The sequence below is a fragment of the Citrobacter sp. wls714 genome, assembly GCF_005281025.1.
GTDB classification, from domain to species: domain Bacteria; phylum Pseudomonadota; class Gammaproteobacteria; order Enterobacterales; family Enterobacteriaceae; genus Citrobacter; species Citrobacter werkmanii.
In genome coordinates this window covers 1-23,124 of sequence record NZ_SZWZ01000068.1, presented here as the reverse complement: position 1 = coordinate 23,124, position 23,124 = coordinate 1, and the positions used below count along the sequence as shown (strand labels likewise).

Below are 23,124 nucleotides of genomic sequence, written 5' to 3'. Positions count from 1 at the left end.
GCGCCAGATTGTGCTAACTCCGACGGGAGCAAATCCGTGAAAGATTTATTAAAGTTTCTGAAAGCGCAGACTAAAACCGAAGAGTTTGATGCGATCAAAATTGCTCTGGCCTCGCCAGACATGATCCGTTCATGGTCTTTCGGTGAAGTTAAGAAGCCGGAAACCATCAACTACCGTACGTTCAAACCTGAGCGTGACGGCCTTTTCTGCGCCCGTATCTTTGGGCCGGTAAAAGACTACGAGTGCCTGTGCGGTAAGTACAAGCGCCTGAAACATCGTGGTGTGATCTGTGAGAAGTGCGGCGTTGAAGTGACCCAGACCAAAGTACGCCGTGAGCGTATGGGCCACATCGAGCTGGCGTCTCCGACCGCGCATATCTGGTTCCTGAAATCGCTGCCGTCCCGTATCGGTTTGCTGCTCGATATGCCGCTGCGCGATATCGAACGCGTACTGTACTTCGAATCTTATGTGGTTATCGAAGGCGGTATGACCAACCTGGAACGTCAACAGATCCTGACTGAAGAGCAGTATCTGGACGCGCTGGAAGAGTTCGGTGACGAATTCGACGCGAAGATGGGTGCGGAAGCTATTCAGGCCCTGCTGAAGAGCATGGATCTGGAGCAAGAGTGTGAAACTCTGCGCGAAGAGCTGAACGAAACCAACTCCGAAACCAAGCGTAAGAAGCTGACCAAGCGTATCAAACTGCTGGAAGCTTTCGTACAGTCTGGCAACAAGCCAGAGTGGATGATCCTGACCGTTCTGCCGGTTCTGCCGCCAGATCTGCGTCCGCTGGTTCCGCTCGATGGTGGTCGTTTCGCAACGTCAGATCTGAACGATCTGTACCGTCGCGTGATCAACCGTAACAACCGTCTGAAACGTCTGCTGGATCTGGCTGCGCCGGATATCATCGTACGCAACGAAAAACGTATGCTGCAGGAAGCGGTTGACGCCCTGCTGGATAACGGTCGTCGCGGTCGTGCGATCACCGGTTCTAACAAACGTCCTCTGAAATCTTTGGCTGACATGATCAAAGGTAAACAGGGTCGTTTCCGTCAGAACCTGCTCGGTAAGCGTGTTGACTACTCCGGTCGTTCTGTAATCACCGTAGGTCCATACCTGCGTCTGCATCAGTGCGGTCTGCCGAAGAAAATGGCACTGGAACTGTTCAAACCGTTCATCTACGGCAAGCTGGAACTGCGTGGCCTCGCCACCACCATCAAAGCCGCTAAGAAAATGGTTGAGCGTGAAGAAGCTGTCGTTTGGGATATCCTGGACGAAGTTATCCGCGAACACCCGGTACTGCTGAACCGTGCACCAACCCTGCACCGTCTGGGTATCCAGGCATTTGAACCGGTACTGATCGAAGGTAAAGCTATCCAGCTGCATCCGCTGGTTTGTGCGGCATATAACGCCGACTTCGATGGTGACCAGATGGCTGTTCACGTACCGCTGACGCTGGAAGCCCAGCTCGAAGCGCGTGCGCTGATGATGTCTACCAACAACATCCTGTCTCCGGCGAACGGCGAACCTATCATCGTTCCGTCTCAGGACGTTGTATTGGGTCTGTATTACATGACCCGTGACTGTGTTAACGCCAAAGGCGAAGGCATGGTGCTGACTGGCCCGAAAGAAGCAGAGCGTATCTATCGCGCTGGCCTGGCCTCTCTGCATGCGCGCGTTAAAGTGCGTATCACTGAATATGAAAAAGATGAAAACGGCGAATTCGTTGCGCACACCAGCCTGAAAGACACGACCATTGGTCGCGCCATTCTGTGGATGATCGTACCGAAAGGTCTGCCTTTCTCCATCGTCAACCAGGCGCTGGGCAAGAAAGCCATCTCCAAAATGCTGAACACCTGTTATCGCATTCTGGGCCTGAAGCCGACCGTTATCTTCGCTGACCAGACAATGTACACCGGCTTTGCTTATGCAGCGCGTTCAGGTGCATCTGTTGGTATTGATGACATGGTCATCCCAGAGAAGAAACACGAGATCATCTCTGAAGCGGAAGCTGAAGTTGCTGAGATCCAGGAGCAGTTCCAGTCTGGTCTGGTAACCGCTGGCGAACGCTATAACAAAGTTATCGATATCTGGGCTGCGGCGAACGATCGTGTATCCAAAGCGATGATGGATAACCTGCAAACTGAAACCGTTATTAACCGTGACGGCGTAGAAGAGCAGCAGGTTTCCTTCAACAGCATTTACATGATGGCCGACTCCGGTGCGCGTGGTTCTGCAGCACAGATTCGTCAGTTGGCTGGTATGCGTGGTCTGATGGCGAAGCCAGATGGCTCCATCATCGAAACGCCAATCACCGCGAACTTCCGTGAAGGTCTGAACGTACTCCAGTACTTCATCTCTACTCACGGTGCGCGTAAAGGTCTGGCAGATACCGCACTGAAAACAGCGAACTCCGGTTATCTGACGCGTCGTCTGGTTGACGTTGCGCAGGACCTGGTTGTTACTGAGGACGATTGCGGCACTCTGGAAGGCATCACCATGACCCCGGTTATCGAGGGTGGTGACGTTAAAGAGCCGCTGCGCGATCGCGTTCTGGGTCGTGTGACTGCTGAAGACGTTCTGAAGCCGGGTACCGCGGATATTCTGGTTCCACGCAACACGCTGCTGCACGAACAGTGGTGTGACCTGCTGGAAGAGAACTCTGTTGACTCCGTGAAAGTTCGTTCCGTTGTATCCTGTGACACCGACTTTGGTGTATGTGCGCACTGCTACGGTCGTGACCTGGCGCGTGGCCACATCATCAACAAAGGTGAAGCAATCGGCGTTATCGCGGCACAGTCCATCGGTGAACCAGGTACACAGCTGACGATGCGTACGTTCCACATCGGTGGTGCGGCATCTCGTGCGGCTGCTGAATCCAGCATCCAGGTGAAAAACAAAGGTAGCATCCGTCTGAGCAACGCGAAGTCGGTTGTTAACTCCAGCGGTAAACTGGTTATCACCTCACGTAACACCGAACTGAAACTGATCGACGAATTCGGTCGTACCAAAGAAAGCTATAAAGTGCCTTACGGCTCCGTTATGGCGAAAGGTGATGGCGAACAGGTTGCTGGCGGCGAAACCGTAGCGAACTGGGATCCGCACACCATGCCGGTTATCACCGAAGTGAGTGGTTTTGTTCGCTTCACTGACATGATCGACGGCCAGACCATTACTCGTCAGACCGACGAGCTGACCGGTCTGTCTTCTCTGGTCGTTCTGGATTCTGCAGAGCGTACGTCGGGTGGTAAAGACCTGCGTCCGGCACTGAAAATTGTTGATGCTCAGGGCAACGACGTTCTGATCCCAGGCACCGATATGCCGGCTCAGTACTTCCTGCCGGGTAAAGCGATTGTTCAGTTGGAAGATGGCGTACAGATCAGCTCTGGTGACACCCTGGCCCGTGTTCCGCAGGAATCCGGCGGTACCAAGGACATCACCGGTGGTCTGCCGCGCGTTGCGGACCTGTTCGAAGCACGTCGTCCGAAAGAGCCGGCAATCCTGGCTGAAATCAGCGGCATCATTTCCTTCGGTAAAGAAACCAAAGGTAAGCGTCGTCTGGTTATCACCCCGGTAGACGGTAGCGAACCTTACGAAGAGATGATTCCGAAATGGCGTCAGCTTAACGTGTTCGAAGGTGAACGTGTAGAACGTGGTGACGTGGTTTCCGACGGTCCGGAAGCGCCGCACGACATCCTGCGTTTGCGTGGTGTGCATGCTGTAACTCGTTACATCGTTAACGAAGTTCAGGACGTATACCGTCTGCAGGGTGTTAAGATTAACGATAAACACATCGAAGTTATCGTTCGTCAGATGCTGCGTAAAGCCACCATCGAAAGCGCTGGTAGCTCCGACTTCCTGGAAGGCGAGCAGGTTGAATACTCCCGCGTCAAGATCGCTAACCGCGAGCTGGAAGCGAACGGCAAAGTGGGCGCAACCTTCTCCCGCGATCTGCTGGGTATCACCAAAGCGTCTCTGGCAACTGAGTCGTTCATCTCCGCGGCATCGTTCCAGGAGACCACTCGCGTGCTGACCGAAGCAGCCGTTGCGGGCAAACGCGACGAACTGCGCGGTCTGAAAGAGAACGTCATCGTGGGTCGTCTGATCCCGGCCGGTACCGGTTACGCGTACCACCAGGATCGTATGCGCCGTCGCGCAGCGGGCGAACTGCCAGCTGCTCCGCAGGTGACTGCTGAAGATGCGTCTGCCAGCCTGGCAGAACTGCTGAACGCCGGCCTGGGCGGCTCTGACAACGATTAATCGTTGCTGACCATACTAAAAAACCCGCTTCGGCGGGTTTTTTTATGTCTATGTTATGCCTGATGGCGCTGATCTTATCCGGCCTGTGCGGTTACAAAGCCGCCATCCGGCAGTGTCATTAATTTAACGGTGGTAACCGCCGATAAAGCTCAATCATGTCGCCCGCCAAATCCTGAATCACCATCGCGTTCATCAGATGGTCCTGCGAATGTACGGTAATGAGGTTGACCGGTAGTTTGCCTGTGCCTTCGTCGATCCCGATCAGTTGGGTCTGGATTTTATGTGCCTGTTTGACGTACTCGCGTGATTCCACCATTGCTTGTTCCGCACCAGTAAAGTCACCTTTACGCGCCAGTTGTAGCGCTGTCAGTGCCTGACTGCGAGCGGCTCCGGCGTTGACCAATAATTCCATGATGATCGTTTCTAACTCTTCCATATCATCACTCCAGTAGTTTCAGCGCTTTTTCCAGTACGGCATCACCTTTCATCATGCCGTAATCCATCATATCGATAACGGCAACTTTTTTGCCTAGCGGGTCGGCGAGCGCCTGCAGCTTGGCCTGCTCATATTTAACCTGTGGACCAAGCAACACGATATCTGCAGTGGCGATATTCTCTTCAAACTCAGCCACAGGGACAGCTTTGATCGTGACGTCGACACCTTTTTTCTGGGCGGCATCTTTCATCTTTTGTACCAGCATGCTGGTGGACATTCCGGCGGCACAGCATAAAACGATGTTTTTCATAAGCAGTCTCGCTCAACATGTGTGGGTTGATAATTATCGCGAGCCAGCTGTAGCAACAACTGCTTTGCAACGATTGTGTGCAAGGCATCACAAAGAAAACCACTTTTTCTGAAACCGGTTACAAAAAGAGGAAAAACTCAACGATCTGCACCAAGGCTGGCGGCTTTTGGCTCGCTTATCACATGCGGGAGTATATAATTACTGTCAATAAAAACATGTTATAAAAAACAGTATTGACAGCGTTTTTTAAACCCGTATGTTAATGCTTAACAGCAGGGAAATAGTAGTTTGCTGTTAACGTAGTAAGTGTTAGTAAAGCTTTATTGGGGGTTGCGATAAAGGCCACGAAGTATTTTTTGTTTGGGATAGTCGATGCTGAAAACGCTATTTTTTCACTTCGACAATGCTTTCAGGCCACGTAGTTGATTTATCTAATCGCAAAAAGTTAGTAAAACGCGACGATGTAACGCCATGATTTAATAGTAAATATTTGCGATTTCTGTTTTTCTGGTTATCGCAAGGGAAATAAGGCAACGCATCAAAGAGTATATGTCGCGAGGGGAAGTGTACTTGTTTAGGTCACCAGCCTTGAGTTCTATTATCAAGCCGGTGGAATGTGTTTAACGGTAAATAGAGGAAAGTTTTAGTTAGCATCAATATCCAATATTATCTGTGGTAAACCTGTACATTTTAAAGTAGTACCATCAGCAGTACTAAATCGTTAAGTTTATTAATGTTAAATCTGAAGTTTGTAGTAACTTAAAGCCCTGACTGCAATAGTCAGGGCTTTTGTTTAATGCGATCGCTCCGGGTTTACGGTATCTGCGCAGCGCGCCCCAGATAGCTGTCCCAGTCTTTCCACACGGGCTGTAATCCCTGCGCCATGAGTGCTTCAGCAACGGCTTCGGGGCGACGGTCATCGTGCGGGGCGAACTGTTCCAGCTCTGGATGGTTATCGGCATAACCGCCGGGCTGGGTTTTCGAGAAGGCGCTGACATTGTTGATCGCCAGCGGGATCACATGGTCACGAAACCAGGGGGATTCGCGGGTGGAGAGCGACAGCTCAATTTCCGGTGCCAGTAAACGAAACGCGCAAATGGTCTGGAGCAACTGTCGCTCGTCCATGATGGATGCGGGTTCAACGCCCCCGGTGCATGGGCGCAGACGAGGAAAGGAGATGGAGTAGCGGCTCTGCCAGTAATGCTGCTGCATCCACAGCAGATGTTCGGCGACCATATAACAATCTACCCGCCAGCTGTCAGACAAACCAATCAGCGCGCCAAGACCGATTTTATCGATTCCAGCACGGCCCAGCCTGTCCGGTGTTTCCAGCCGCCAGAAGAAATCCTGCTTTTTCCCCTTTAAATGATGATGGGCATAAGTCGCTTCATGATAGCTCTCCTGATACACCATCACTCCGTCCAGCCCCAGCGTCTTCAGCTCGGCATACTCCTCAATTGCCAGCGGCTGCACTTCCATATGCAGCGATGAGAACTGCTGGCGAATGGCCGGGAGATGGCGGCGAAAGTAGTCCATACCCACTTTGCTCTGATGCTCGCCGGTAACCAGCAACAGGTGTTCAAAACCCAACTCGCGGATGGCGGCGCACTCGCGGGCGATTTCTGCCTCGTCCAGCGTCTTACGTTTGATGCGGTTGCTCATAGAAAAACCGCAGTAGGTGCAGTCATTGGCGCAGAGGTTTGAGAGATAAAGCGGCACGTAAAAACTGACGGTGTTGCCGAAGCGCTGGCGAGTCAGCCTTTGCGCCCGCTGCGCCAGCGGTTCAAGGTAATCGGCGGCGGCGGGGGAGAGCAGCGCCATCAGATCGTCCCGATTAAGCTGTGGAGCGTTAAGCGCCCGTTCCACGTCAGCGGCGGTTTTACCGTTGATGCGCAGACGGATATCGTCCCACTCCAGCTGCCGCCAGCGGTCGGTGAAGGTTTTCATGCTAACGCCTCCAGAAAACCGGTGAGCGGGCTGGTGGCGCTGGCCTGCGAACTTTTGCTTCCCGGCACGGCCTGACGGGCCAGTAATCCGGCTTCCACCGCCAGACGAAAGGCGGTTGCCATCATCACCGGCTCGTCCGCCACGGCAATCGCCGTGTTGACCAGCACCGCATCAGCGCCCATTTCCAACGCCTGCGCCGCGTGGCTGGGCACGCCGATCCCGGCGTCTACCACCACCGGCACGGCCGCCTGCTGGATAATAATCTCCAGCATCGCTTTGGTTTCCAGCCCCTGATTCGAACCGATAGGCGCGCCAAGCGGCATCACCGCCGCGCAGCCGACCTCTTCCAGCCGCTTGCACAAAACCGGATCCGCGCCGCAGTAGGGCAGCACCACGAAGCCCTGCTTCACCAGCGCCTCGGCAGCTTTTAGCGTTTCGATCGGGTCCGGCAATAGCCAGCGGGCATCCGGATGGATTTCTAATTTCAGCCAGTGGGTGCCCAGCGCTTCACGCGCCAGTTGGGCGGCGAAGATCGCCTCTTCGGCAGTTTTCGCCCCGGAGGTATTGGGCAGCAGCGTGACGCCCGCTTCAATCAGCGGCGCCAGAATCGCATCGTTGTGCTGGCGCAGGTCCACGCGCTTCATCGCCAGCGTCACCAACTGGCTGCCGGAAGCGCGAATTGCCTCGACCATCAGTTGCGATGAGGCAAACTTCCCGGTACCGGTGAACAGATGTGAATCAAACGTTTTGTCGGCAATACGTAACATCTCAACCCCCTGCAATAACCTGAAAAAGCAGGATCTGGTCGCCTTCCTGCACGATTTGCTGTTCCCACTGCTCGCGCGGCAGGATCTGCTGATTGAGCGCCAGCGCTGCGCCCGGTTTGAGCTGGTTGAGCTGGATAAGCAGCCCGCTGACGGTTTGCCCTGCGGCGCACTGCATCGGCTCATCATTGAATTGAATTTGCATGCTGCCCTCCGCATACCTGACAGCCACTGGCGCGACGCAGCGCGAGGCTGCGCCACTGGCTGGTTTTGCCGTCAAACAGACGTAGCTGCCCGCTTGGTGTTTCAATTCCGCTGAGTAATTTAATCGCCTCGAGCGCCTGCAAGGTACCCATCACGCCCACCACCGGACCGAGCACCCCAGCGGTGCGGCAGTTGCGTTCCGGCTCCACATCATCTGGCCACAGGCAGCGGTAACAGCCTTGTTCCCACGGCGGCGTGAGCACCATCAACTGACCGCCAAAGCCGACGGCGCTGGCGGTGATGAGTGGGATATTGAGCGCTACGCAGGCGGCGTTGATTTCCTGGCGCGTGGCCATGTTATCGGTACAGTCGAGCACCACGTCGGCTCGCGAGACCGCATGCCGGAGCGCATCGCCTTTTAGTCGCTGCTGGAGCGAGACCAGTTCGATATCCGGGTTGAGCCGTGTCAGGCGCTGCTGGGCAACCTGAGATTTTGAACGCGCGATATCATCAGTGGTAAATAGAATCTGGCGCTGCAAATTGCTCAGATGAATGTCGTCATCGTCTACCAGAGTCAGTTTGCCGATGCCTGCTCCTGCCAGATACAGCGCGGCAGGCGAGCCTAACCCGCCTAAACCTACGATCAGTACATGACTCGAGAGCAGCTTTTGCTGGCCTTCAATGGCGATATCGCCGAGCAGGATTTGCCGGCTGTAGCGCATAAAATCGCGGTCATTCATCGCCAACTCCCGCAATATCCAGTAACTGCGCGGTAGCGGCGCGCCAGTCGGCGGCCTGAGTAATGGCGCTAACCACAGCCACGCTACCGACGTTGGTCGCCAGTACTGACGCGGCGCGTTCAAGGTTGATGCCGCCAATGGCCACGGTCGGGTAATCCGCCAGTCGTTCAATATGACTGGCCAACTGCGCCAGCCCCTGTGGGGCGGAAGGCATCTGCTTGGTTTGCGTCGGGAAGACGTGGCCGAGCGCGATATAAGAAGGCTTAGCGGCGAGTGCGACGTCAATCTCCATATCATCGTGAGTCGATACGCCGAGGCGTAAGCCCGCCGCCTGAATGGCCTTCAGGTCGGTGGTTTCAAGGTCTTCCTGGCCCAGATGCACGCCGTAAGCGCGGTGCTTAATTGCCAGACGCCAGTAATCGTTGATAAACAGACGGGCGTTATAACGACGCCCCAGTGCGATGGCGGCGATAACGTCGGCTTCCACCTCTTCATCGCGCTTATCTTTGATACGCAACTGGATCGTGCGTACGCCCGCCTCCAGCAGGCGTTCAATCCATGCAACGCTGTCCACCACCGGGTAAAGCCCGAGGCGGAACGGCACGGTCGGGAAATCAGGCTGATACATCAGGCTTCCTCCCGTTTGAGATAAATTTCGCCGCCTTTGGCGCGGAAGTTCTCCGACATATCCGCCATACCGACTTCAATGGTTTGTGCGGCGGCGTAGTCACGTACTTCCTGGCTGATTTTCATCGAGCAGAACTTCGGCCCGCACATGGAACAGAAGTGAGCGACCTTACCGGACTCCTGCGGCAGGGTTTCATCGTGATAAGCGCGGGCGGTGAACGGGTCGAGCGCGAGGTTAAACTGATCTTCCCAGCGGAATTCGAAGCGCGCTTTCGACATCGCGTTATCGCGGATCTGCGCGCCCGGATGGCCTTTGGCTAAATCCGCGGCGTGGGCGGCGATTTTGTAGGTGATTAGCCCCTGCTTCACATCTTCTTTGTTCGGCAGGCCGAGGTGTTCTTTCGGCGTCACATAACACAGCATCGCGCAGCCGAACCAGCCGATCATCGCGGCACCGATCCCGGAGGTGAAGTGGTCATAGCCCGGCGCGATGTCGGTGGTCAACGGCCCCAAAGTGTAGAACGGCGCTTCGTGGCAGCTCTCCAGCTCTTCGGTCATGTTGCGCTGAATCATATGCATCGGCACGTGGCCCGGGCCTTCAATCATCACCTGCACGTCGTATTCCCAGGCTATTTTGGTCAATTCGCCCAGCGTATGCAGCTCGGAGAACTGCGCTTCATCGTTGGCGTCCTGAATGGAGCCGGGACGCAGGCCGTCGCCCAGCGACAGGGAAACGTCGTAGGCGGCGCAGATTTCACAAATCTCGCGGAAATGTTCGAACAGGAAGTTCTCTTTGTGATGCGAGAGGCACCACTTCGCCATGATCGAACCGCCGCGTGAGACAATGCCGGTCAGGCGTTTGGCGGTCATCGGTACGTAGCGCAGCAGTACGCCCGCGTGAATGGTGAAGTAGTCGACGCCCTGTTCTGCCTGCTCCAGCAGCGTGTCGCGGAAGGCTTCCCAGGTGAGATCTTCGGCGATCCCGTTGACCTTCTCCAGCGCCTGGTAGATCGGGACGGTGCCGATCGGTACCGGGCTGTTACGCAGGATCCATTCGCGGGTTTCGTGAATATAGCGGCCGGTGGAGAGGTCCATTACCGTGTCCGCGCCCCAGCGGGTCGACCAGACCAGTTTTTCCACCTCTTCTTCGATGGAGGAGGTGACCGCCGAGTTGCCGATGTTGGCATTCACTTTGACCAGGAAGTTGCGGCCGATAATCATCGGCTCGGATTCCGGGTGGTTGATGTTGGCGGGAATAATCGCGCGGCCCGCGGCGACTTCATCACGCACGAATTCCGGCGTAATGTTTTCCGGCAGGCGCGCGCCAAAGTTCATGCCCGGATGCTGGTGGCGCAGCACTTCACTGCGAATGCGCTCGCGGCCCATGTTTTCACGGATGGCGATGAACTCCATTTCAGGAGTGACGATCCCCTTGCGGGCGTAGTGTAACTGGGTGACGCGCTTGCCCGCTTTGGCGCGTTTCGGCGTCAGCAGGCCGGTAAAACGCAGATCGTCCAGGCCATCGTCGGCCAGACGTTCTTTGGTGTAAGCCGAGCTACGGTCGTCTAATTCTTCGCTATCGTTACGTGCGTCAATCCACGGCTGGCGCAGTTTCGCCAGACCCTGCTGGACGTTAATCGCCACCTCAGGATCGCCATACGGGCCGGAGGTGTCGTACACCGGCACGGCTTCGTTCTCTTCAAACTGCGGGTTGTCTTTACTGCCGCCAATCAGCGTTGGGCTCAGCTGGATCTCACGCATCGGAATGCGGATATCCGGCTGTGAACCGGTGATATAGATGCGTTTTGACTCAGGAAAGGCGGTCCCTTCCAGCGTATTGATAAAGTGTTGCGCCTGGGCGCGTTGTTCGCGGCGTGATGGTTTAGTAGTGACAGACATAGCTCATTCCAAAAAAGTAAGGACGTGGCTTGTCAGACGACGGATGAAGCAAGAGAGACGATCGCCCAAGGGCGATGCGGTTGCAGATTGACTCTTGTTCCCTTCGCAGGTTTTAACCTGATCAGGTTCCGCGGATCCCGAATTAACGGTCTCAGCCTTTTCCACGTCATCCTTCGCGCTGCCTCTTTGTTGGCTTCGTCCGCTCACTCCAGTCACTTACTTAGGTAAGCTCCTGGAGATTCACTGACTTGCCGCCTTGACGCATCACGAATGCTTTTGTGGAAAATAAGCACTCCGACAAGAAGTAACCTCTATCTTAGAGGTAATGAATGTAAACTACGCGTTAATGCGGAAAATCTCAAGCCGGGCGTTTGAATTCGCTAAGCGTTTTAAAGGCCAGCATGATCAGCTGATCTTCCAGCCGGAAACGAGCCTCCAGCGCTTCGCCAATATCGGAAAGCGCCTGCTGGAGCTGGTGAACGTTATCCTCATCGATAGCGTTTTCCAGCGTTGAGTCATAGTAATCCATTATCAGCTGGGTATTGGCATCCAGCTGTGGCCAGATTTTACTGGCGTTTAAAAGCGGACTCTCACCTTCCATTTTATGGATAATGCGTTCATAAATACTGAAGTGTCCGGCAGACAGATAGTCGACCAGACGCTGGCAAAAATTATCGAGCGCTTTCTCATTGAGGCGCATAAACGACTCTTTGCCCGGTTTCAGGCCAACCAGATCGTAGTAAGCCACGAGCAGGTGCTTACGAATATTCAGCCAACGGTCGACCAGTTTATGATGCCCATGGACACGCTCTTTCAGGTGTTCTAACTGGTTTAACATACGTTGACCCTCGTATCGATAAGTTTAAAATCTGCTCATGTCAATCTTGTAAAAATAATGTTAATAACATGCCTGTGAAGCAAAGGTAGCGCAAGAGATATGGATCGAATAATTGAAAAATGGGATCGCGGCTGGTGGATTGTGAGCCACGAACAAAAATTATGGTTGCCTGCTGGGGAATTACCCTATGGCGAGGCGATAAATTTCGATCTTGCGGGCCAGCGCGCACTTCAGATAGGTGAGTGGGAAGGCGATCCGGTCTGGCTGGTGCAGCAGCCGCGTCGCCATGACATGGGTTCGGTGCGCCAGGTCATCGACCAGGATGTGGGCCTGTTTCAGTTGGCGGGTCGCGGCGTACAACTGGCCGAGTTCTACCGCTCGCATAAATTCTGCGGCTACTGCGGGCACACGATGCACCCGAGCAAAACCGAATGGGCGATGCTGTGTAGCCACTGCCGCGAGCGCTATTACCCGCAAATCGCTCCCTGCATTATCGTCGCCATTCGCCGTGATGATTCGATCCTCCTTGCCCAGCATGTTCGCCATCGTAACGGTGTGCATACCGTGCTGGCCGGTTTTGTCGAAGTAGGTGAAACCCTGGAGCAGGCGGTGGCGCGTGAAGTCATGGAAGAAAGTGGTATCAAGGTGAAAAACCTGCGCTACGTGACCTCGCAGCCGTGGCCGTTCCCACAATCGCTGATGACGGCGTTTATGGCAGAGTACGACAGCGGCGACATTGTCATCGACCCGAAAGAGCTGCTCAATGCCAACTGGTATCGCTACGACGATTTACCGCTCTTACCCCCACCTGGCACCGTCGCGCGTCGTTTGATCGAAGATACGGTGGCAATGTGTCGGGCTGAGTACGAGTAAAGAACGAGTGGTGATACACTGTGGGACTGACGCAATAAGGAACTGCAAAAATGACCGAACTGAAGAACGATCGTTATCTGCGTGCGCTGCTGCGCCAGCCCGTTGATGTCACCCCGGTATGGATGATGCGCCAGGCGGGTCGCTATCTACCGGAATATAAAGCCACGCGCGCCGAGGCGGGCGATTTTATGGCGCTGTGCAAAAACGCCGAGCTGGCCTGCGAAGTGACGCTGCAGCCGCTGCGTCGCTACAAGCTCGATGCGGCGATCCTCTTCTCGGATATTTTGACTATTCCGGATGCAATGGGGCTTGGGCTGTACTTTGAGGCCGGGGAAGGCCCGCGCTTCACCTCACCGATTACCAGCAAGGCCGACGTTGAAAAACTGCCGATTCCGGACCCGGAAGGCGAGCTGGGCTACGTGATGAATGCGGTGCGCACCATTCGCCGTGAGCTGAAGGGCGAGGTGCCGCTGATAGGTTTCTCCGGCAGCCCGTGGACGCTGGCGACCTACATGGTGGAAGGCGGCAGCAGTAAAGCCTTCACCGTGATTAAAAAGATGATGTATGCCGACCCTAAAGCGCTGCATCTGCTGCTCGATAAGCTGGCGCAGAGCGTCACGCTGTACCTGAACGCGCAGATTAAAGCGGGCGCGCAATCGGTAATGATTTTCGACACCTGGGGTGGCGTGCTGACCGGGCGCGACTATCAGCAGTTCTCGTTGTACTACATGCATAAAATCGTTGACGGTTTGCTGCGCGAAAACGAAGGCCGTCGAGTACCGGTGACGCTGTTTACCAAAGGCGGCGGTCAGTGGCTGGAAGCGATGGCGGAAACCGGCTGTGATGCGTTAGGTCTCGACTGGACAACAGATATCGCCGATGCGCGCCGTCGCGTTGGCCATAAGGTGGCGCTGCAGGGCAATATGGATCCGTCCATGCTGTATGCGCCGCCGGCACGGATCGAAGACGAGGTAGCGACTATACTTGCAGGTTTCGGCCAGGGTGAAGGCCACGTCTTCAACCTCGGTCACGGCATCCATCAGGATGTACCGCCGGAACATGCAGGGGTGTTTGTGGAGGCGGTGCATCGCCTGTCCGAACAATACCACCGCTAAGGAGTCATTATGGATCTCGCGTCGCTACGCGCTCAGCAGCTTGAACTGGCCTCTTCAGTGATCCGCGAGGATCGCCTCGACAAGGATCCGCCGGATCTGATCGGGGGAGCGGATGTCGGGTTTGAGCAGGGTGGCGAAGTGACGCGGGCCGCGATGGTTCTGCTGAAGTATCCCTCTCTGGAACTGGTTGAATACACGGTGGCGCGGGTCGCCACCACCATGCCGTATATTCCCGGCTTTCTCTCCTTTCGTGAAACCCCCGCGCTGATGGCCGCCTGGCAACAGCTGTCGCAAAAACCTGATCTGCTGTTCGTCGACGGGCATGGTATTTCCCACCCACGTCGCCTGGGGGTCGCCAGCCATTTTGGTCTGCTGGTGGATGTCCCGACCATTGGCGTGGCGAAAAAACGTCTGTGCGGCAAGTTTGAGCCGCTCTCTGCCGAACCCGATGCGCTCGCGCCGCTGCTGGATAAAGGCGAACAGCTGGCATGGGTCTGGCGCAGCAAAGCGCGCTGCAATCCGTTGTTTATCTCCACGGGTCACCGCGTGGGCATGGACAGCGCGCTGGCGTGGGTGCAGCGCTGTATGAACGGTTATCGCTTACCGGAACCGACCCGCTGGGCGGATGCGGTGGCATCAGAACGTCCGTCTTTTACGCGGCTTGCAGCAAAAACGCCCCATATCGGGTAAACTGCGGCTAATTTCCGTATTTGAGAACTCATCATGTTACAAAACCCGATTCACTTGCGCCTGGAGAAGCTGGAAAGCTGGCAGCACGTCACGTTTATGGCCTGCCTCTGTGAGCGCATGTACCCAAACTACGCCATGTTCTGCAAGCAAACGGAATTTGGCGATGGGCAAATTTACCGCCGAATTTTAGATTTAATTTGGGAAACGCTGACGGTAAAAGACGCGAAAATCAATTTCGACAGCCAGTTGGAAAAGTTTGAAGAGGCCATTCCTTCTGCGGATGATTACGATCTGTACGGCGTTTACCCGGCGATTGATGCCTGCGTGGCATTAAGCGAACTGATGCATTCACGTCTTAGCGGTGAAACGCTGGAGCATGCGATTGAGGTCAGCAAGGCATCGATTACGACGGTTGCGATGCTGGAAATGACCCAGGCTGGTCGCGAAATGACCGATGAAGAGTTGAAAGAGAACCCTGCCGTTGAGCAAGAATGGGATATTCAGTGGGAAATTTTCCGACTTTTAGCCGACTGTGAAGAACGCGATATTGAGCTGATAAAAGGGCTTCGTGCAGACCTGCGCGAGGCTGGTGAGAGCAATATTGGTATAAATTTTCAGCAATGACACCATAAAACGTGATTTAACGCCTGATTTGTCGTGCCTGAAGGCTTCCCATCCGCCCCCGGTCTGGTCTACATTTGGGGGGCGAAAAAAAGTGGCTATCGGTGCGTGTATGCAGGAGAGTGCTTTTCTGGCATTTCCGTCGCACTCGATGCTTAGCAAGCGATAAACACATTGTAAGGATAACTTATGAACAAGACTCAACTGATTGATGTAATTGCAGACAAAGCAGAACTGTCTAAAACACAGGCTAAAGCTGCTCTGGAATCCACTCTGGCTGCTATTACTGAGTCTCTGAAAGAAGGCGATGCTGTACAACTGGTTGGTTTCGGTACCTTCAAAGTGAACCACCGTGCTGAGCGCACTGGCCGCAACCCGCAGACCGGTAAAGAAATCAAAATCGCCGCAGCTAACGTACCGGCATTTGTTTCTGGTAAAGCACTGAAAGACGCGGTTAAGTAATTCGCGTGGCAGTGAACAGTTTTATCGAAGGGGCGGTTTCGCCCCTTTTGTCCATCTGGCGTCATTCGCTTTGGCTTTCAGGTGTTATGTTACTGTCAGCCTGTGGTAGCCATTCTGAGCTTCCTCCGTTCACGGCCAGCGGCTATGTTGGCGACCAGGGGGCGGTACGCATCTGGCGTAAAGATTCCAGCGACGATGTTCACTTGCTCTCGGTATTTAGTCCGTGGCGTAAAGGCGATACCACTACCAGTGAATACCGCTGGCAGGGTGATTCGCTCTCTCTGATAGAACTCAACGTATACAGTAAACCGTCGGAACATGTTCGGATACGCTTTGATGACCGGGGCGAACTGAGTTTCATGCAACGTGAAGTCGACGGGCAAAAACAACAGCTTTCCAGCGATCAAATCGCACTTTACCGCTATCGCGCCGATCAAATCCGCCAGACCAGCGATGCGCTGCGTCAGGGACGGGTGATATTGCGTCAGGGACGCTGGCATGCGAATAACACGGTGACGACCTGTGAAGGTGAAACAGTGAAGCCCGATCTGGAATCGTGGGCGATTAACCATATTGAGCGCCGCCAGCGCCGTTCATCCGTAGAGGTGAGCGTGGCATGGCTGGAAGCGCCCGAAGGATCGCAACTGCTGCTGGTCGCCAATGAAGATTTTTGTCACTGGCAGCCGAAAGAGAAAACATTTTAACGCCGGATGGCGACGCACATGCGTCTTATCCATCCTCAGTAGTCCGATTAGCGTAGCGCCATCAGGCATTAAGTCCTTTACCAGTGTCCCATTCCCATATGACCGCCACCGCGATAGTTACCGCCGCATCCGCCGTAGCCCATTCCTGCACCACGTGGCACACCTGCCTCAGCCAGCTCGACATCACGCTTAACGCGTTGCTCATCCAGAGACTGATTCAGAGCCTCCATCTCTTTTGCCACGGCATTAATTTTTGCCGTGTCTGGCGAACTGGCTGTTAACAAGGCGTTGTACTCATAACGTTTGGAGACCAACTGTTGGCGTAATGCGCTGGTCTGTGAGTAGTAATCATCATAAATTTTCTGCGCGGTAGCCTGTTGCTCGGTAGTCATTGGTATGCCGCCCCGTTGCTGCATACCATCCCCATATCCCCAGTGATGTTGCGCCAGCGCTGGGGTGGAGCCCAGAGCGATAAGAGAGAGTGCAATCAGCGCCAGTTTGTTGTTCCGTTTCATTGTCCGTTCTCCTGTTGGTTAGCTTACCTTCCCTTTTGCATCTTCCGTGCCAAAGCGGCAATCCAGGCCGTGCGGGCGTTGTTCTCGTCCTCTCGGTAGGGAAGCGAGTAAAAATGACTCGCCAGAATTCGCCTGCGGGTCATTTTTACCCGCTACTTGCAGCAGTTTGTGTCTGAGGGCAGGGTTATCAGAGAGAAAAAAATGGCATGATTTCTGCTGTATACCGGTAACGATGAAAGGAAACGGTGGGTAAAGGGAGAACGTATGCGTCTTTATAAGGACACGGTGGCAAAGTGGTTGAGCAGACTCTTGCTGGCGGCAATCCTGATGTTGGTCGGCTGGTTTTCGATTATGACCATACGGGACTATGGTCGGGAAAGTGATGCCGCCCGACAAACGCTCCTGGAAAAAGGCAGTGTGTTGATTCGCGCCCTGGAGTCCGGCACGCGGGTGGGTATGGGGATGCGCATGCATCATGCCCAGCAGCAGACGCTGCTGGAGGAAATGGCCGTACAACCAGGGGTGCTATGGTTTGCCGTCGTCGATGAGCATGGCGTCATTATTACCCACAGCAATTCCGCGATGGTGGGTAAATCACTTTATTCGCCCGATATCCTGCAGCAGCTACACCCCGGGGAACAAGAACGCTGGCGGAAAATTGAGATTCCAATGGGGGAGGGTGAAATAACGCCGGCACTGGAAATTTATCGCCAGTTCCAGCCGATGTATGGCCCAGGACGCCATGGCATGGCGCGTTGCGCCAGCAATGACGGGCAGCTTATCACCCCAACGCAGACCATATTTATCGCTTTTGATGCCAGCGACCTGGCCGCGACTCAGGCCAGAGAGTGGCGAAATACGCTGATTGTTTTGTCTGCGCTGGCGGCTGTGCTGCTGGCAACCGTGCTGACGTACTTCTGGTATCAGCGCTATCAGCGCTCGTATAAAGAACTACAGGATGCGATGAAGCGCAAAGAAAAACTGATGGCGCTCGGGCATCTGGCGGCTGGCGTTGCACATGAGATTCGTAACCCGCTTTCATCCATCAAAGGTTTGGCAAAATATTTTGCCGAACGAACACCGGCTGGCGGTGAGTCCCACGAGCTGGCGCAGGTGATGGCGAAAGAGGCGGACCGCTTAAATCGGGTGGTGAGTGAGCTGCTGGAGCTGGTGAAACCCGCGCACCTGACGCTACAACACGTGGATCTCAACCAGGTCATCACTCACTCACTCCACCTGGTGAGTCAGGATGCGGCAAGCCGGGAAATCCAGCTACGATTTGCAGCCAATGCCACGCTGCCTGCCATCGAGGCCGATCCCGATCGGCTCACTCAGGTTCTGCTGAATCTGTATCTGAACGCCATTCATGCGATAGGCCGCCAGGGCACAATTACGGTTGAAGCGAGTGAAAGCAGCGCTGATCGCGTTAAAATCGTGGTGACCGATAGCGGGAAGGGGATTGCGCCGGAACAACTGGAGGCCATTTTTACGCCTTACTTCACGACTAAAGCTGACGGAACCGGTCTCGGGCTGGCAGTAGTGCAGAACATAGTCGAACAGCACGGTGGTACCATTCAGGTGGCAAGCGTTGAGGGCAAAGGTGCGACCTTTACCCTTTGGCTGCCGACCAAAGTGAAACGACAGGATTAACAAGGATGACGCGCGGAAACATCAATATTCTGGTGGTAGATGACGATATCAGCCACTGCACCATTTTACAGGCGCTGCTGCGCGGCTGGGGTTATGAGGTTGCGCTGGCCTATAGCGGGCGAGCGGCTCTGGAACAGGTGCGCGAACGCGTATTTGATTTAGTGTTGTGTGATGTTCGCATGGCGGAGATGGACGGCATCGCAACGCTGAAAGAGATTAAAGCGCTGAATCCGGCGATTCCGGTACTGATTATGACGGCTTTCTCCAGCGTGGAGACCGCCGTTGAGGCGCTGAAAACCGGGGCGCTGGACTACTTAATCAAGCCGCTGGATTTTGACCGCCTGCAGGAGACGCTGGAAAAAGCGTTGGCGCATACGCGGGAAACGGGCGCTGAACTGCCATCGGCGTCGGCTGCGCAGTTTGGCATGATTGGCAGCAGTCCGGCGATGCAGAAATTGCTCAATGAAATCGCGATGGTTGCGCCCTCGGATGCTACGGTGCTTATCCACGGAGATTCCGGGACAGGGAAAGAGCTGGTTGCCCGCGCGCTACACGCCAGCAGCGCGCGCAGCGATAAGCCGCTGGTGACGCTAAACTGTGCGGCGCTGAACGAGTCTCTGCTGGAGTCCGAGCTGTTCGGTCACGAGAAAGGTGCGTTTACCGGGGCGGATAAACGTCGGGAAGGGCGTTTTGTCGAAGCGGACGGCGGCACGCTGTTTCTGGACGAAATTGGCGATATCTCACCACTGATGCAGGTGCGCCTGCTGCGGGCTATCCAGGAGCGAGAGGTGCAACGCGTTGGCGGTAATCAGACGCTGACGGTTGATGTACGGCTGATCGCCGCCACGCATCGTAATCTGGCGGAGGAGGTCAGTGCCGGGCGTTTTCGCCAGGATCTCTACTACCGTCTGAACGTGGTCACTATAGAAATGCCCGCATTATGTCAACGTCGGGAAGATATTCCGCTACTGGCGGAACATTTTCTGCAGCGTTTTGCCGCGCGTAACCGTAAAGCGGTGAAAGGTTTTACTCCGCAGGCGATGGATCTGCTGATTCACTACGGCTGGCCGGGGAATATCCGCGAGCTGGAGAACGCGGTGGAGCGGGCGGTGGTGCTGCTGACGGGCGAGTATATTACCGAGCGCGAGCTGCCGCTGGCTATTGCCGCGACGCCAATAAAAACGGAATACAGTGGCGAGATCCAGCCGCTGGTGGAAGTGGAGAAAGAGGTGATTCTGGCGGCGCTGGAAAAAACGGGCGGCAACAAAACGGAAGCCGCCCGTCAGTTAGGCATTACGCGTAAAACGCTGCTGGCGAAAATTTCGCGTTAGCGCTGTTCGCGTTCGATGGCGCGCCAGCCGATGTCGTTACGGCTGAAGCTGCCGTCCCAGCGGATGTCGGTCATCAGGGCGTAAGCGCGTTTCTGCGCTTCGGCGACGGTGTGGCCCAGCGCGGTGGCGCACAGGACGCGTCCGCCGCTGGTGAGCACGCGGTCGTCGTCGGCGAGCTTAGTGCCAGCGTGGAAGACTTTGCCGTCAGTTGAGGATTCCAGCGGCAGGCCGTGGATCTCATCGCCGGTGCTGTAGCTGCCTGGATAACCGCCCGCGGCGATCACCACGCCTAATGAAGCGCGCTCGTCCCACTCGGAGGTTTTCTCATCCAGCTTGCCGTCGCAGGCGGCCAGGCACAGATCCACCAGGTCCGACTTCATGCGCAGCATGATCGGCTGGGTTTCCGGATCGCCAAAGCGACAGTTGAACTCGATTACCTTCGGGTTGCCCTGCTTGTCGATCATCAGGCCCGCATACAGGAAGCCGGTGTAGGTATTCCCTTCCGCCGCCATGCCTTTTACGGTTGGCCAGATGATGCGTTCCATGGTGCGCTGGTGCACTTCATCAGTCACCACCGGCGCCGGGGAGTAAGCACCCATCCCGCCAGTGTTCGGACCGGTATCACCGTTGCCCACGCGTTTGTGGTCCTGGCTGGTGGCCATCGGCAGCACGTGCTCGCCGTCGACCATCACGATAAAGCTCGCTTCTTCACCGTCGAGGAACTCTTCAATCACGATGCGGTGGCCCGCGTCGCCAAAGGCGTTGCCTGCCAGCATGTCATGAACGGCGGCTTCGGCTTCTTCGAGCGTCATTGCGACGATAACGCCTTTACCCGCAGCCAGACCATCGGCCTTGATGACGATCGGTGCGCCTTTCTCGCGCAGGTAAGCCAGGGCAGGCTCAACCTCGGTAAAGTTCTGATACTCCGCCGTTGGGATATGATGACGGGCGAGGAAATCTTTGGTGAAGGCTTTGGAGCCTTCCAACTGTGCGGCACCTTCGGTTGGGCCAAAGATCTTCAGACCTGCGGCGCGGAACGCATCGACCACGCCAATCACCAGCGGCGCTTCCGGGCCAACGATGGTCAGGTCAATTTTCTCGTTCTGGGCAAAGCTCAGCAACGCCGGGATATCGGTTACGCCGATAGCCACGTTTTGCAGCGCGGGTTCCAGCGCGGTGCCCGCGTTGCCCGGTGCGACAAAAACGGTATCAACCAGCGGCGACTGCGCCGCTTTCCATGCCAGCGCGTGCTCACGCCCGCCGTTGCCAATCACTAATACTTTCATCGTCTGCTCCGTGGATTAATGGCGGAAATGGCGCATGTCGGTAAAGATCATCGCGATACCGTGTTCATCGGCAGCGGCAATGACTTCATCATCACGGATAGAACCGCCAGGCTGGATCACGCAGCTCACGCCTACGGCGGCAGCGGCATCAATACCATCGCGGAACGGGAAGAAGGCATCGGAGGCCATCGCGGACCCTTTCACTTCCAGACCTTCGTCAGCCGCTTTAATCCCGGCGATTTTCGCGGAGTAGACACGGCTCATCTGGCCTGCGCCGATGCCGATGGTCATATTCTCTTTGGCATAAACAATGGCGTTGGATTTCACGAACTTCGCCACTTTCCAGCAGAACAGCGCATCGCGCAGTTCCTGTTCGGTAGGTTGGCGTTTGGAAACCACGCGCAGTTCAGCTTCGCTCACCATACCCAGGTCACGATCCTGAACCAGCAGGCCGCCGTTAACGCGTTTGAAGTCCAGACCAGGTACGCGCTGTGCCCATTGACCGCAGGTCAATACGCGCACGTTCTGCTTGGTGGCAGTGATTTTCAGTGCGTCTTCGGTCGCGGACGGGGCGATGATCACTTCCACGAACTGGCGGGAGATAATCGCCTGCGCGGTTTCGGCATCTAACTCGCGGTTGAAGGCGATAATGCCGCCGAACGCGGAGGTCGGGTCGGTTTTATACGCACGGTCATAAGCATCGAGAATCGAGGTGCTTACCGCCACGCCGCACGGGTTGGCGTGCTTGACGATCACGCAGGCCGGCTCGTTGAACTCTTTCACGCACTCCAGCGCTGCGTCGGTATCAGCGATGTTGTTATAAGAGAGGGCTTTGCCCTGCACCTGTTGTGCAGTGGCAACGGATGCTTCTTTCACATTCTCTTCTATATAGAAGGCAGCCTGCTGGTGGCTGTTCTCGCCGTAGCGCATATCCTGCTTCTTAATGAAGTTCAGGTTCAGCGTACGCGGGAAGCGACCGGCGGCTTCTTTGCTCTCACCGTGATAAGCCGGAACCATGCTGCCGAAGTAGTTGGCAATCATGCTGTCGTAGGCGGCGGTGTGTTCGAAGGCTTTAATCGCGAGATCGAAACGGGTGTCGAGGGTCAAAGAACCTTCGTTAGCATCCATCTCTTTAATAATGGCGTCGTAGTCACTGCTCTTCACCACGATGGCGACGTCTTTATGGTTCTTCGCGGCAGAGCGGACCATCGTCGGGCCGCCGATATCGATGTTTTCTACCGCATCTTCCAGCGAGCAGCCTTCACGGGCCACGGTTTCGGCGAACGGATACAGGTTAACGACAACCATATCGATAGGGGCGATGTGATGCTGCTCCATGATCGCATCGTCCTGGCCGCGACGACCGAGGATGCCGCCGTGTACTTTTGGATGCAGGGTCTTTACGCGTCCATCCATCATTTCCGGGAAACCGGTGTAATCGGAAACTTCGGTCACCGCCAGACCTTTTTCTGCTAACAGGCGGGCGGTGCCCCCCGTAGACAGCAGCTCCACACCGCGTGCGGAAAGTGCCTGGGCGAATTCGATGATACCGGCCTTGTCAGAAACACTGAGCAGAGCGCGGCGGACTGGACGACGTTGTTGCATGGTAAATCCCCTGGATTTGACTATTACAGAGAGCGTTAGGTGAATTCTTGCGTAAAAACTCAGCTAACGCCCCTTACGGGGCATCCTTGTTGTGCGGTGGCATTGTAACGAAAACGTTTGCGCAACGCTCGCGAATTTTTCTCTTTCCCTCAATTCCATTCTTTCATCTCTATAGATGAGGGATAAAACCCAGTGACGATTGCAAGAGATCCATATTTTTGTGGATAACTCTGTGTGTAAATGGGTA

The 23,124-nt window shown here is 55.3% G+C and carries 21 protein-coding genes and 1 riboswitch; of the genes, 9 read left to right on the top strand and 12 right to left on the bottom strand.

Going from position 1 to position 23,124, the window contains the following annotated elements:
* The first annotated feature begins 36 nt into the window (after nucleotides 1–36).
* On the top strand, nucleotides 37–4,260 hold the full coding sequence (gene rpoC, locus FDX11_RS15255; RefSeq protein ID WP_038636118.1) for a DNA-directed RNA polymerase subunit beta': 4,224 nt from the start codon (nucleotides 37–39) through the stop codon (nucleotides 4,258–4,260).
* A 118-nt stretch (nucleotides 4,261–4,378) separates the two neighbouring features.
* Here rpoC and FDX11_RS15250 read toward each other — a convergent pair whose 3' ends face one another.
* From FDX11_RS15250 to FDX11_RS15210, 9 genes are all read right to left on the bottom strand, one after another.
* Nucleotides 4,379–4,696, bottom strand: a complete 318-nt coding sequence (locus FDX11_RS15250) for a PTS lactose/cellobiose transporter subunit IIA (RefSeq protein WP_042314239.1) — start codon at nucleotides 4,694–4,696, stop codon at nucleotides 4,379–4,381.
* 4 nt (nucleotides 4,697–4,700) lie between these two features.
* The gene (locus tag FDX11_RS15245) at nucleotides 4,701–5,006 is read right to left on the bottom strand and encodes a PTS sugar transporter subunit IIB (RefSeq protein WP_137398171.1); all 306 of its coding nucleotides are present in this window, start codon (nucleotides 5,004–5,006) and stop codon (nucleotides 4,701–4,703) included.
* 813 nt (nucleotides 5,007–5,819) lie between these two features.
* Nucleotides 5,820–6,953: a 2-iminoacetate synthase ThiH gene (thiH, locus tag FDX11_RS15240; RefSeq protein ID WP_137360344.1), complete on the bottom strand. Its 1,134-nt coding sequence runs from the start codon at nucleotides 6,951–6,953 to the stop codon at nucleotides 5,820–5,822.
* On the bottom strand, nucleotides 6,950–7,720 hold the full coding sequence (gene thiG / locus FDX11_RS15235; protein ID WP_137398170.1) for a thiazole synthase: 771 nt from the start codon (nucleotides 7,718–7,720) through the stop codon (nucleotides 6,950–6,952). The genes thiH and thiG overlap by 4 nt, the downstream gene beginning before the upstream one ends.
* 1 nt (nucleotide 7,721) lies before the next feature.
* Nucleotides 7,722–7,922, bottom strand: coding sequence for a sulfur carrier protein ThiS (gene thiS / locus FDX11_RS15230; protein ID WP_001166833.1), 201 nt, complete (start codon nucleotides 7,920–7,922; stop codon nucleotides 7,722–7,724).
* Nucleotides 7,903–8,661, bottom strand: a complete 759-nt coding sequence (locus FDX11_RS15225; RefSeq protein ID WP_137398169.1) for a HesA/MoeB/ThiF family protein — start codon at nucleotides 8,659–8,661, stop codon at nucleotides 7,903–7,905. The genes thiS and FDX11_RS15225 overlap by 20 nt, the downstream gene beginning before the upstream one ends.
* Nucleotides 8,654–9,289, bottom strand: a complete 636-nt coding sequence (gene thiE, locus FDX11_RS15220; RefSeq protein ID WP_137398168.1) for a thiamine phosphate synthase — start codon at nucleotides 9,287–9,289, stop codon at nucleotides 8,654–8,656. Before thiE ends, FDX11_RS15225 begins: the two co-directional genes overlap by 8 nt.
* The gene (gene thiC, locus FDX11_RS15215) at nucleotides 9,289–11,187 is read right to left on the bottom strand and encodes a phosphomethylpyrimidine synthase ThiC (protein ID WP_061381956.1); all 1,899 of its coding nucleotides are present in this window, start codon (nucleotides 11,185–11,187) and stop codon (nucleotides 9,289–9,291) included. Before thiC ends, thiE begins: the two co-directional genes overlap by 1 nt.
* Before the next feature lie 81 nt (nucleotides 11,188–11,268).
* A riboswitch (TPP riboswitch) is annotated at nucleotides 11,269–11,494 on the bottom strand.
* A 51-nt stretch (nucleotides 11,495–11,545) separates the two neighbouring features.
* Nucleotides 11,546–12,025: an Rsd/AlgQ family anti-sigma factor gene (locus FDX11_RS15210; RefSeq protein ID WP_032940921.1), complete on the bottom strand. Its 480-nt coding sequence runs from the start codon at nucleotides 12,023–12,025 to the stop codon at nucleotides 11,546–11,548.
* Nucleotides 12,026–12,124: 99 nt separating this feature from the next.
* Between FDX11_RS15210 and nudC the strand changes: the two genes are divergently transcribed.
* The 6 genes from nudC (at nucleotide 12,125) to FDX11_RS15180 (ending at nucleotide 16,490) form a co-directional block, all read left to right on the top strand.
* The gene (nudC, locus tag FDX11_RS15205; protein WP_038636141.1) at nucleotides 12,125–12,898 is read left to right on the top strand and encodes an NAD(+) diphosphatase; all 774 of its coding nucleotides are present in this window, start codon (nucleotides 12,125–12,127) and stop codon (nucleotides 12,896–12,898) included.
* A 50-nt stretch (nucleotides 12,899–12,948) separates the two neighbouring features.
* Nucleotides 12,949–14,013 (top strand): uroporphyrinogen decarboxylase, encoded by a 1,065-nt coding sequence (gene hemE / locus FDX11_RS15200; protein WP_042314226.1) that lies wholly within the window; start codon nucleotides 12,949–12,951, stop codon nucleotides 14,011–14,013.
* Between the two features lie 9 nt (nucleotides 14,014–14,022).
* A complete protein-coding gene (gene nfi / locus FDX11_RS15195) occupies nucleotides 14,023–14,703 on the top strand; it encodes a deoxyribonuclease V (RefSeq protein WP_061381955.1) in 681 nt (226 codons plus the stop codon).
* Nucleotides 14,704–14,736: 33 nt separating this feature from the next.
* Nucleotides 14,737–15,327 (top strand): YjaG family protein, encoded by a 591-nt coding sequence (locus tag FDX11_RS15190; RefSeq protein WP_042314221.1) that lies wholly within the window; start codon nucleotides 14,737–14,739, stop codon nucleotides 15,325–15,327.
* Between the two features lie 186 nt (nucleotides 15,328–15,513).
* On the top strand, nucleotides 15,514–15,786 hold the full coding sequence (hupA, locus tag FDX11_RS15185; protein ID WP_001044509.1) for a nucleoid-associated protein HU-alpha: 273 nt from the start codon (nucleotides 15,514–15,516) through the stop codon (nucleotides 15,784–15,786).
* A gap of 11 nt (nucleotides 15,787–15,797) precedes the next feature.
* Nucleotides 15,798–16,490 (top strand): DUF1481 domain-containing protein, encoded by a 693-nt coding sequence (locus FDX11_RS15180; protein ID WP_137398172.1) that lies wholly within the window; start codon nucleotides 15,798–15,800, stop codon nucleotides 16,488–16,490.
* A 77-nt stretch (nucleotides 16,491–16,567) separates the two neighbouring features.
* Here the strand turns inward: FDX11_RS15180 and zraP are convergent, their stop codons facing one another.
* The gene (zraP, locus tag FDX11_RS15175; RefSeq protein ID WP_061381954.1) at nucleotides 16,568–17,005 is read right to left on the bottom strand and encodes a zinc resistance sensor/chaperone ZraP; all 438 of its coding nucleotides are present in this window, start codon (nucleotides 17,003–17,005) and stop codon (nucleotides 16,568–16,570) included.
* 264 nt (nucleotides 17,006–17,269) lie between these two features.
* Between zraP and zraS the strand changes: the two genes are divergently transcribed.
* Both zraS and zraR read left to right on the top strand, forming a co-directional pair.
* Entirely contained in the window at nucleotides 17,270–18,655 is a 1,386-nt protein-coding gene (zraS, locus tag FDX11_RS15170) for a two-component system sensor histidine kinase ZraS (RefSeq protein ID WP_042314218.1), read from the top strand.
* A 5-nt stretch (nucleotides 18,656–18,660) separates the two neighbouring features.
* Nucleotides 18,661–19,986 (top strand): sigma-54-dependent response regulator transcription factor ZraR, encoded by a 1,326-nt coding sequence (zraR, locus tag FDX11_RS15165; RefSeq protein WP_137360350.1) that lies wholly within the window; start codon nucleotides 18,661–18,663, stop codon nucleotides 19,984–19,986.
* Here zraR and purD read toward each other — a convergent pair.
* Together purD and purH are read right to left on the bottom strand one after the other, a co-directional pair.
* Entirely contained in the window at nucleotides 19,983–21,272 is a 1,290-nt protein-coding gene (gene purD / locus FDX11_RS15160; protein WP_137398167.1) for a phosphoribosylamine--glycine ligase, read from the bottom strand. The two genes, zraR and purD, sit on opposite strands and share 4 nt — an antisense overlap.
* 15 nt (nucleotides 21,273–21,287) lie before the next feature.
* Complete coding sequence (gene purH / locus FDX11_RS15155; RefSeq protein WP_137398166.1) at nucleotides 21,288–22,877, bottom strand: bifunctional phosphoribosylaminoimidazolecarboxamide formyltransferase/IMP cyclohydrolase; 1,590 nt, start codon at nucleotides 22,875–22,877, stop codon at nucleotides 21,288–21,290.
* Between the last annotated feature and the right edge of the window lie 247 nt (nucleotides 22,878–23,124).

Excerpts from the sequence above, each read along its gene's own strand:
- zraR (WP_137360350.1), top strand. The coding sequence starts at position 18,661 with ATGACGCGCGGAAACATCAATATTCTGGTGGTAGATGACGATATCAGC.
- FDX11_RS15225 (WP_137398169.1), bottom strand. The coding sequence starts at position 8,661 with ATGAATGACCGCGATTTTATGCGCTACAGCCGGCAAATCCTGCTCGGC.
- FDX11_RS15190 (WP_042314221.1), top strand. The coding sequence starts at position 14,737 with ATGTTACAAAACCCGATTCACTTGCGCCTGGAGAAGCTGGAAAGCTGG.
- hemE (WP_042314226.1), top strand. The coding sequence starts at position 12,949 with ATGACCGAACTGAAGAACGATCGTTATCTGCGTGCGCTGCTGCGCCAG.
- thiS (WP_001166833.1), bottom strand. The coding sequence starts at position 7,922 with ATGCAAATTCAATTCAATGATGAGCCGATGCAGTGCGCCGCAGGGCAA.
- FDX11_RS15250 (WP_042314239.1), bottom strand. The coding sequence starts at position 4,696 with ATGGAAGAGTTAGAAACGATCATCATGGAATTATTGGTCAACGCCGGA.
- thiC (WP_061381956.1), bottom strand. The coding sequence starts at position 11,187 with ATGTCTGTCACTACTAAACCATCACGCCGCGAACAACGCGCCCAGGCG.
- zraP (WP_061381954.1), bottom strand. The coding sequence starts at position 17,005 with ATGAAACGGAACAACAAACTGGCGCTGATTGCACTCTCTCTTATCGCT.
- thiG (WP_137398170.1), bottom strand. The coding sequence starts at position 7,720 with ATGTTACGTATTGCCGACAAAACGTTTGATTCACATCTGTTCACCGGT.
- hupA (WP_001044509.1), top strand. The coding sequence starts at position 15,514 with ATGAACAAGACTCAACTGATTGATGTAATTGCAGACAAAGCAGAACTG.
- zraS (WP_042314218.1), top strand. The coding sequence starts at position 17,270 with ATGCGTCTTTATAAGGACACGGTGGCAAAGTGGTTGAGCAGACTCTTG.
- nudC (WP_038636141.1), top strand. The coding sequence starts at position 12,125 with ATGGATCGAATAATTGAAAAATGGGATCGCGGCTGGTGGATTGTGAGC.
- FDX11_RS15245 (WP_137398171.1), bottom strand. The coding sequence starts at position 5,006 with ATGAAAAACATCGTTTTATGCTGTGCCGCCGGAATGTCCACCAGCATG.
- thiH (WP_137360344.1), bottom strand. The coding sequence starts at position 6,953 with ATGAAAACCTTCACCGACCGCTGGCGGCAGCTGGAGTGGGACGATATC.
- purH (WP_137398166.1), bottom strand. The coding sequence starts at position 22,877 with ATGCAACAACGTCGTCCAGTCCGCCGCGCTCTGCTCAGTGTTTCTGAC.
- FDX11_RS15210 (WP_032940921.1), bottom strand. The coding sequence starts at position 12,025 with ATGTTAAACCAGTTAGAACACCTGAAAGAGCGTGTCCATGGGCATCAT.
- thiE (WP_137398168.1), bottom strand. The coding sequence starts at position 9,289 with ATGTATCAGCCTGATTTCCCGACCGTGCCGTTCCGCCTCGGGCTTTAC.
- nfi (WP_061381955.1), top strand. The coding sequence starts at position 14,023 with ATGGATCTCGCGTCGCTACGCGCTCAGCAGCTTGAACTGGCCTCTTCA.
- purD (WP_137398167.1), bottom strand. The coding sequence starts at position 21,272 with ATGAAAGTATTAGTGATTGGCAACGGCGGGCGTGAGCACGCGCTGGCA.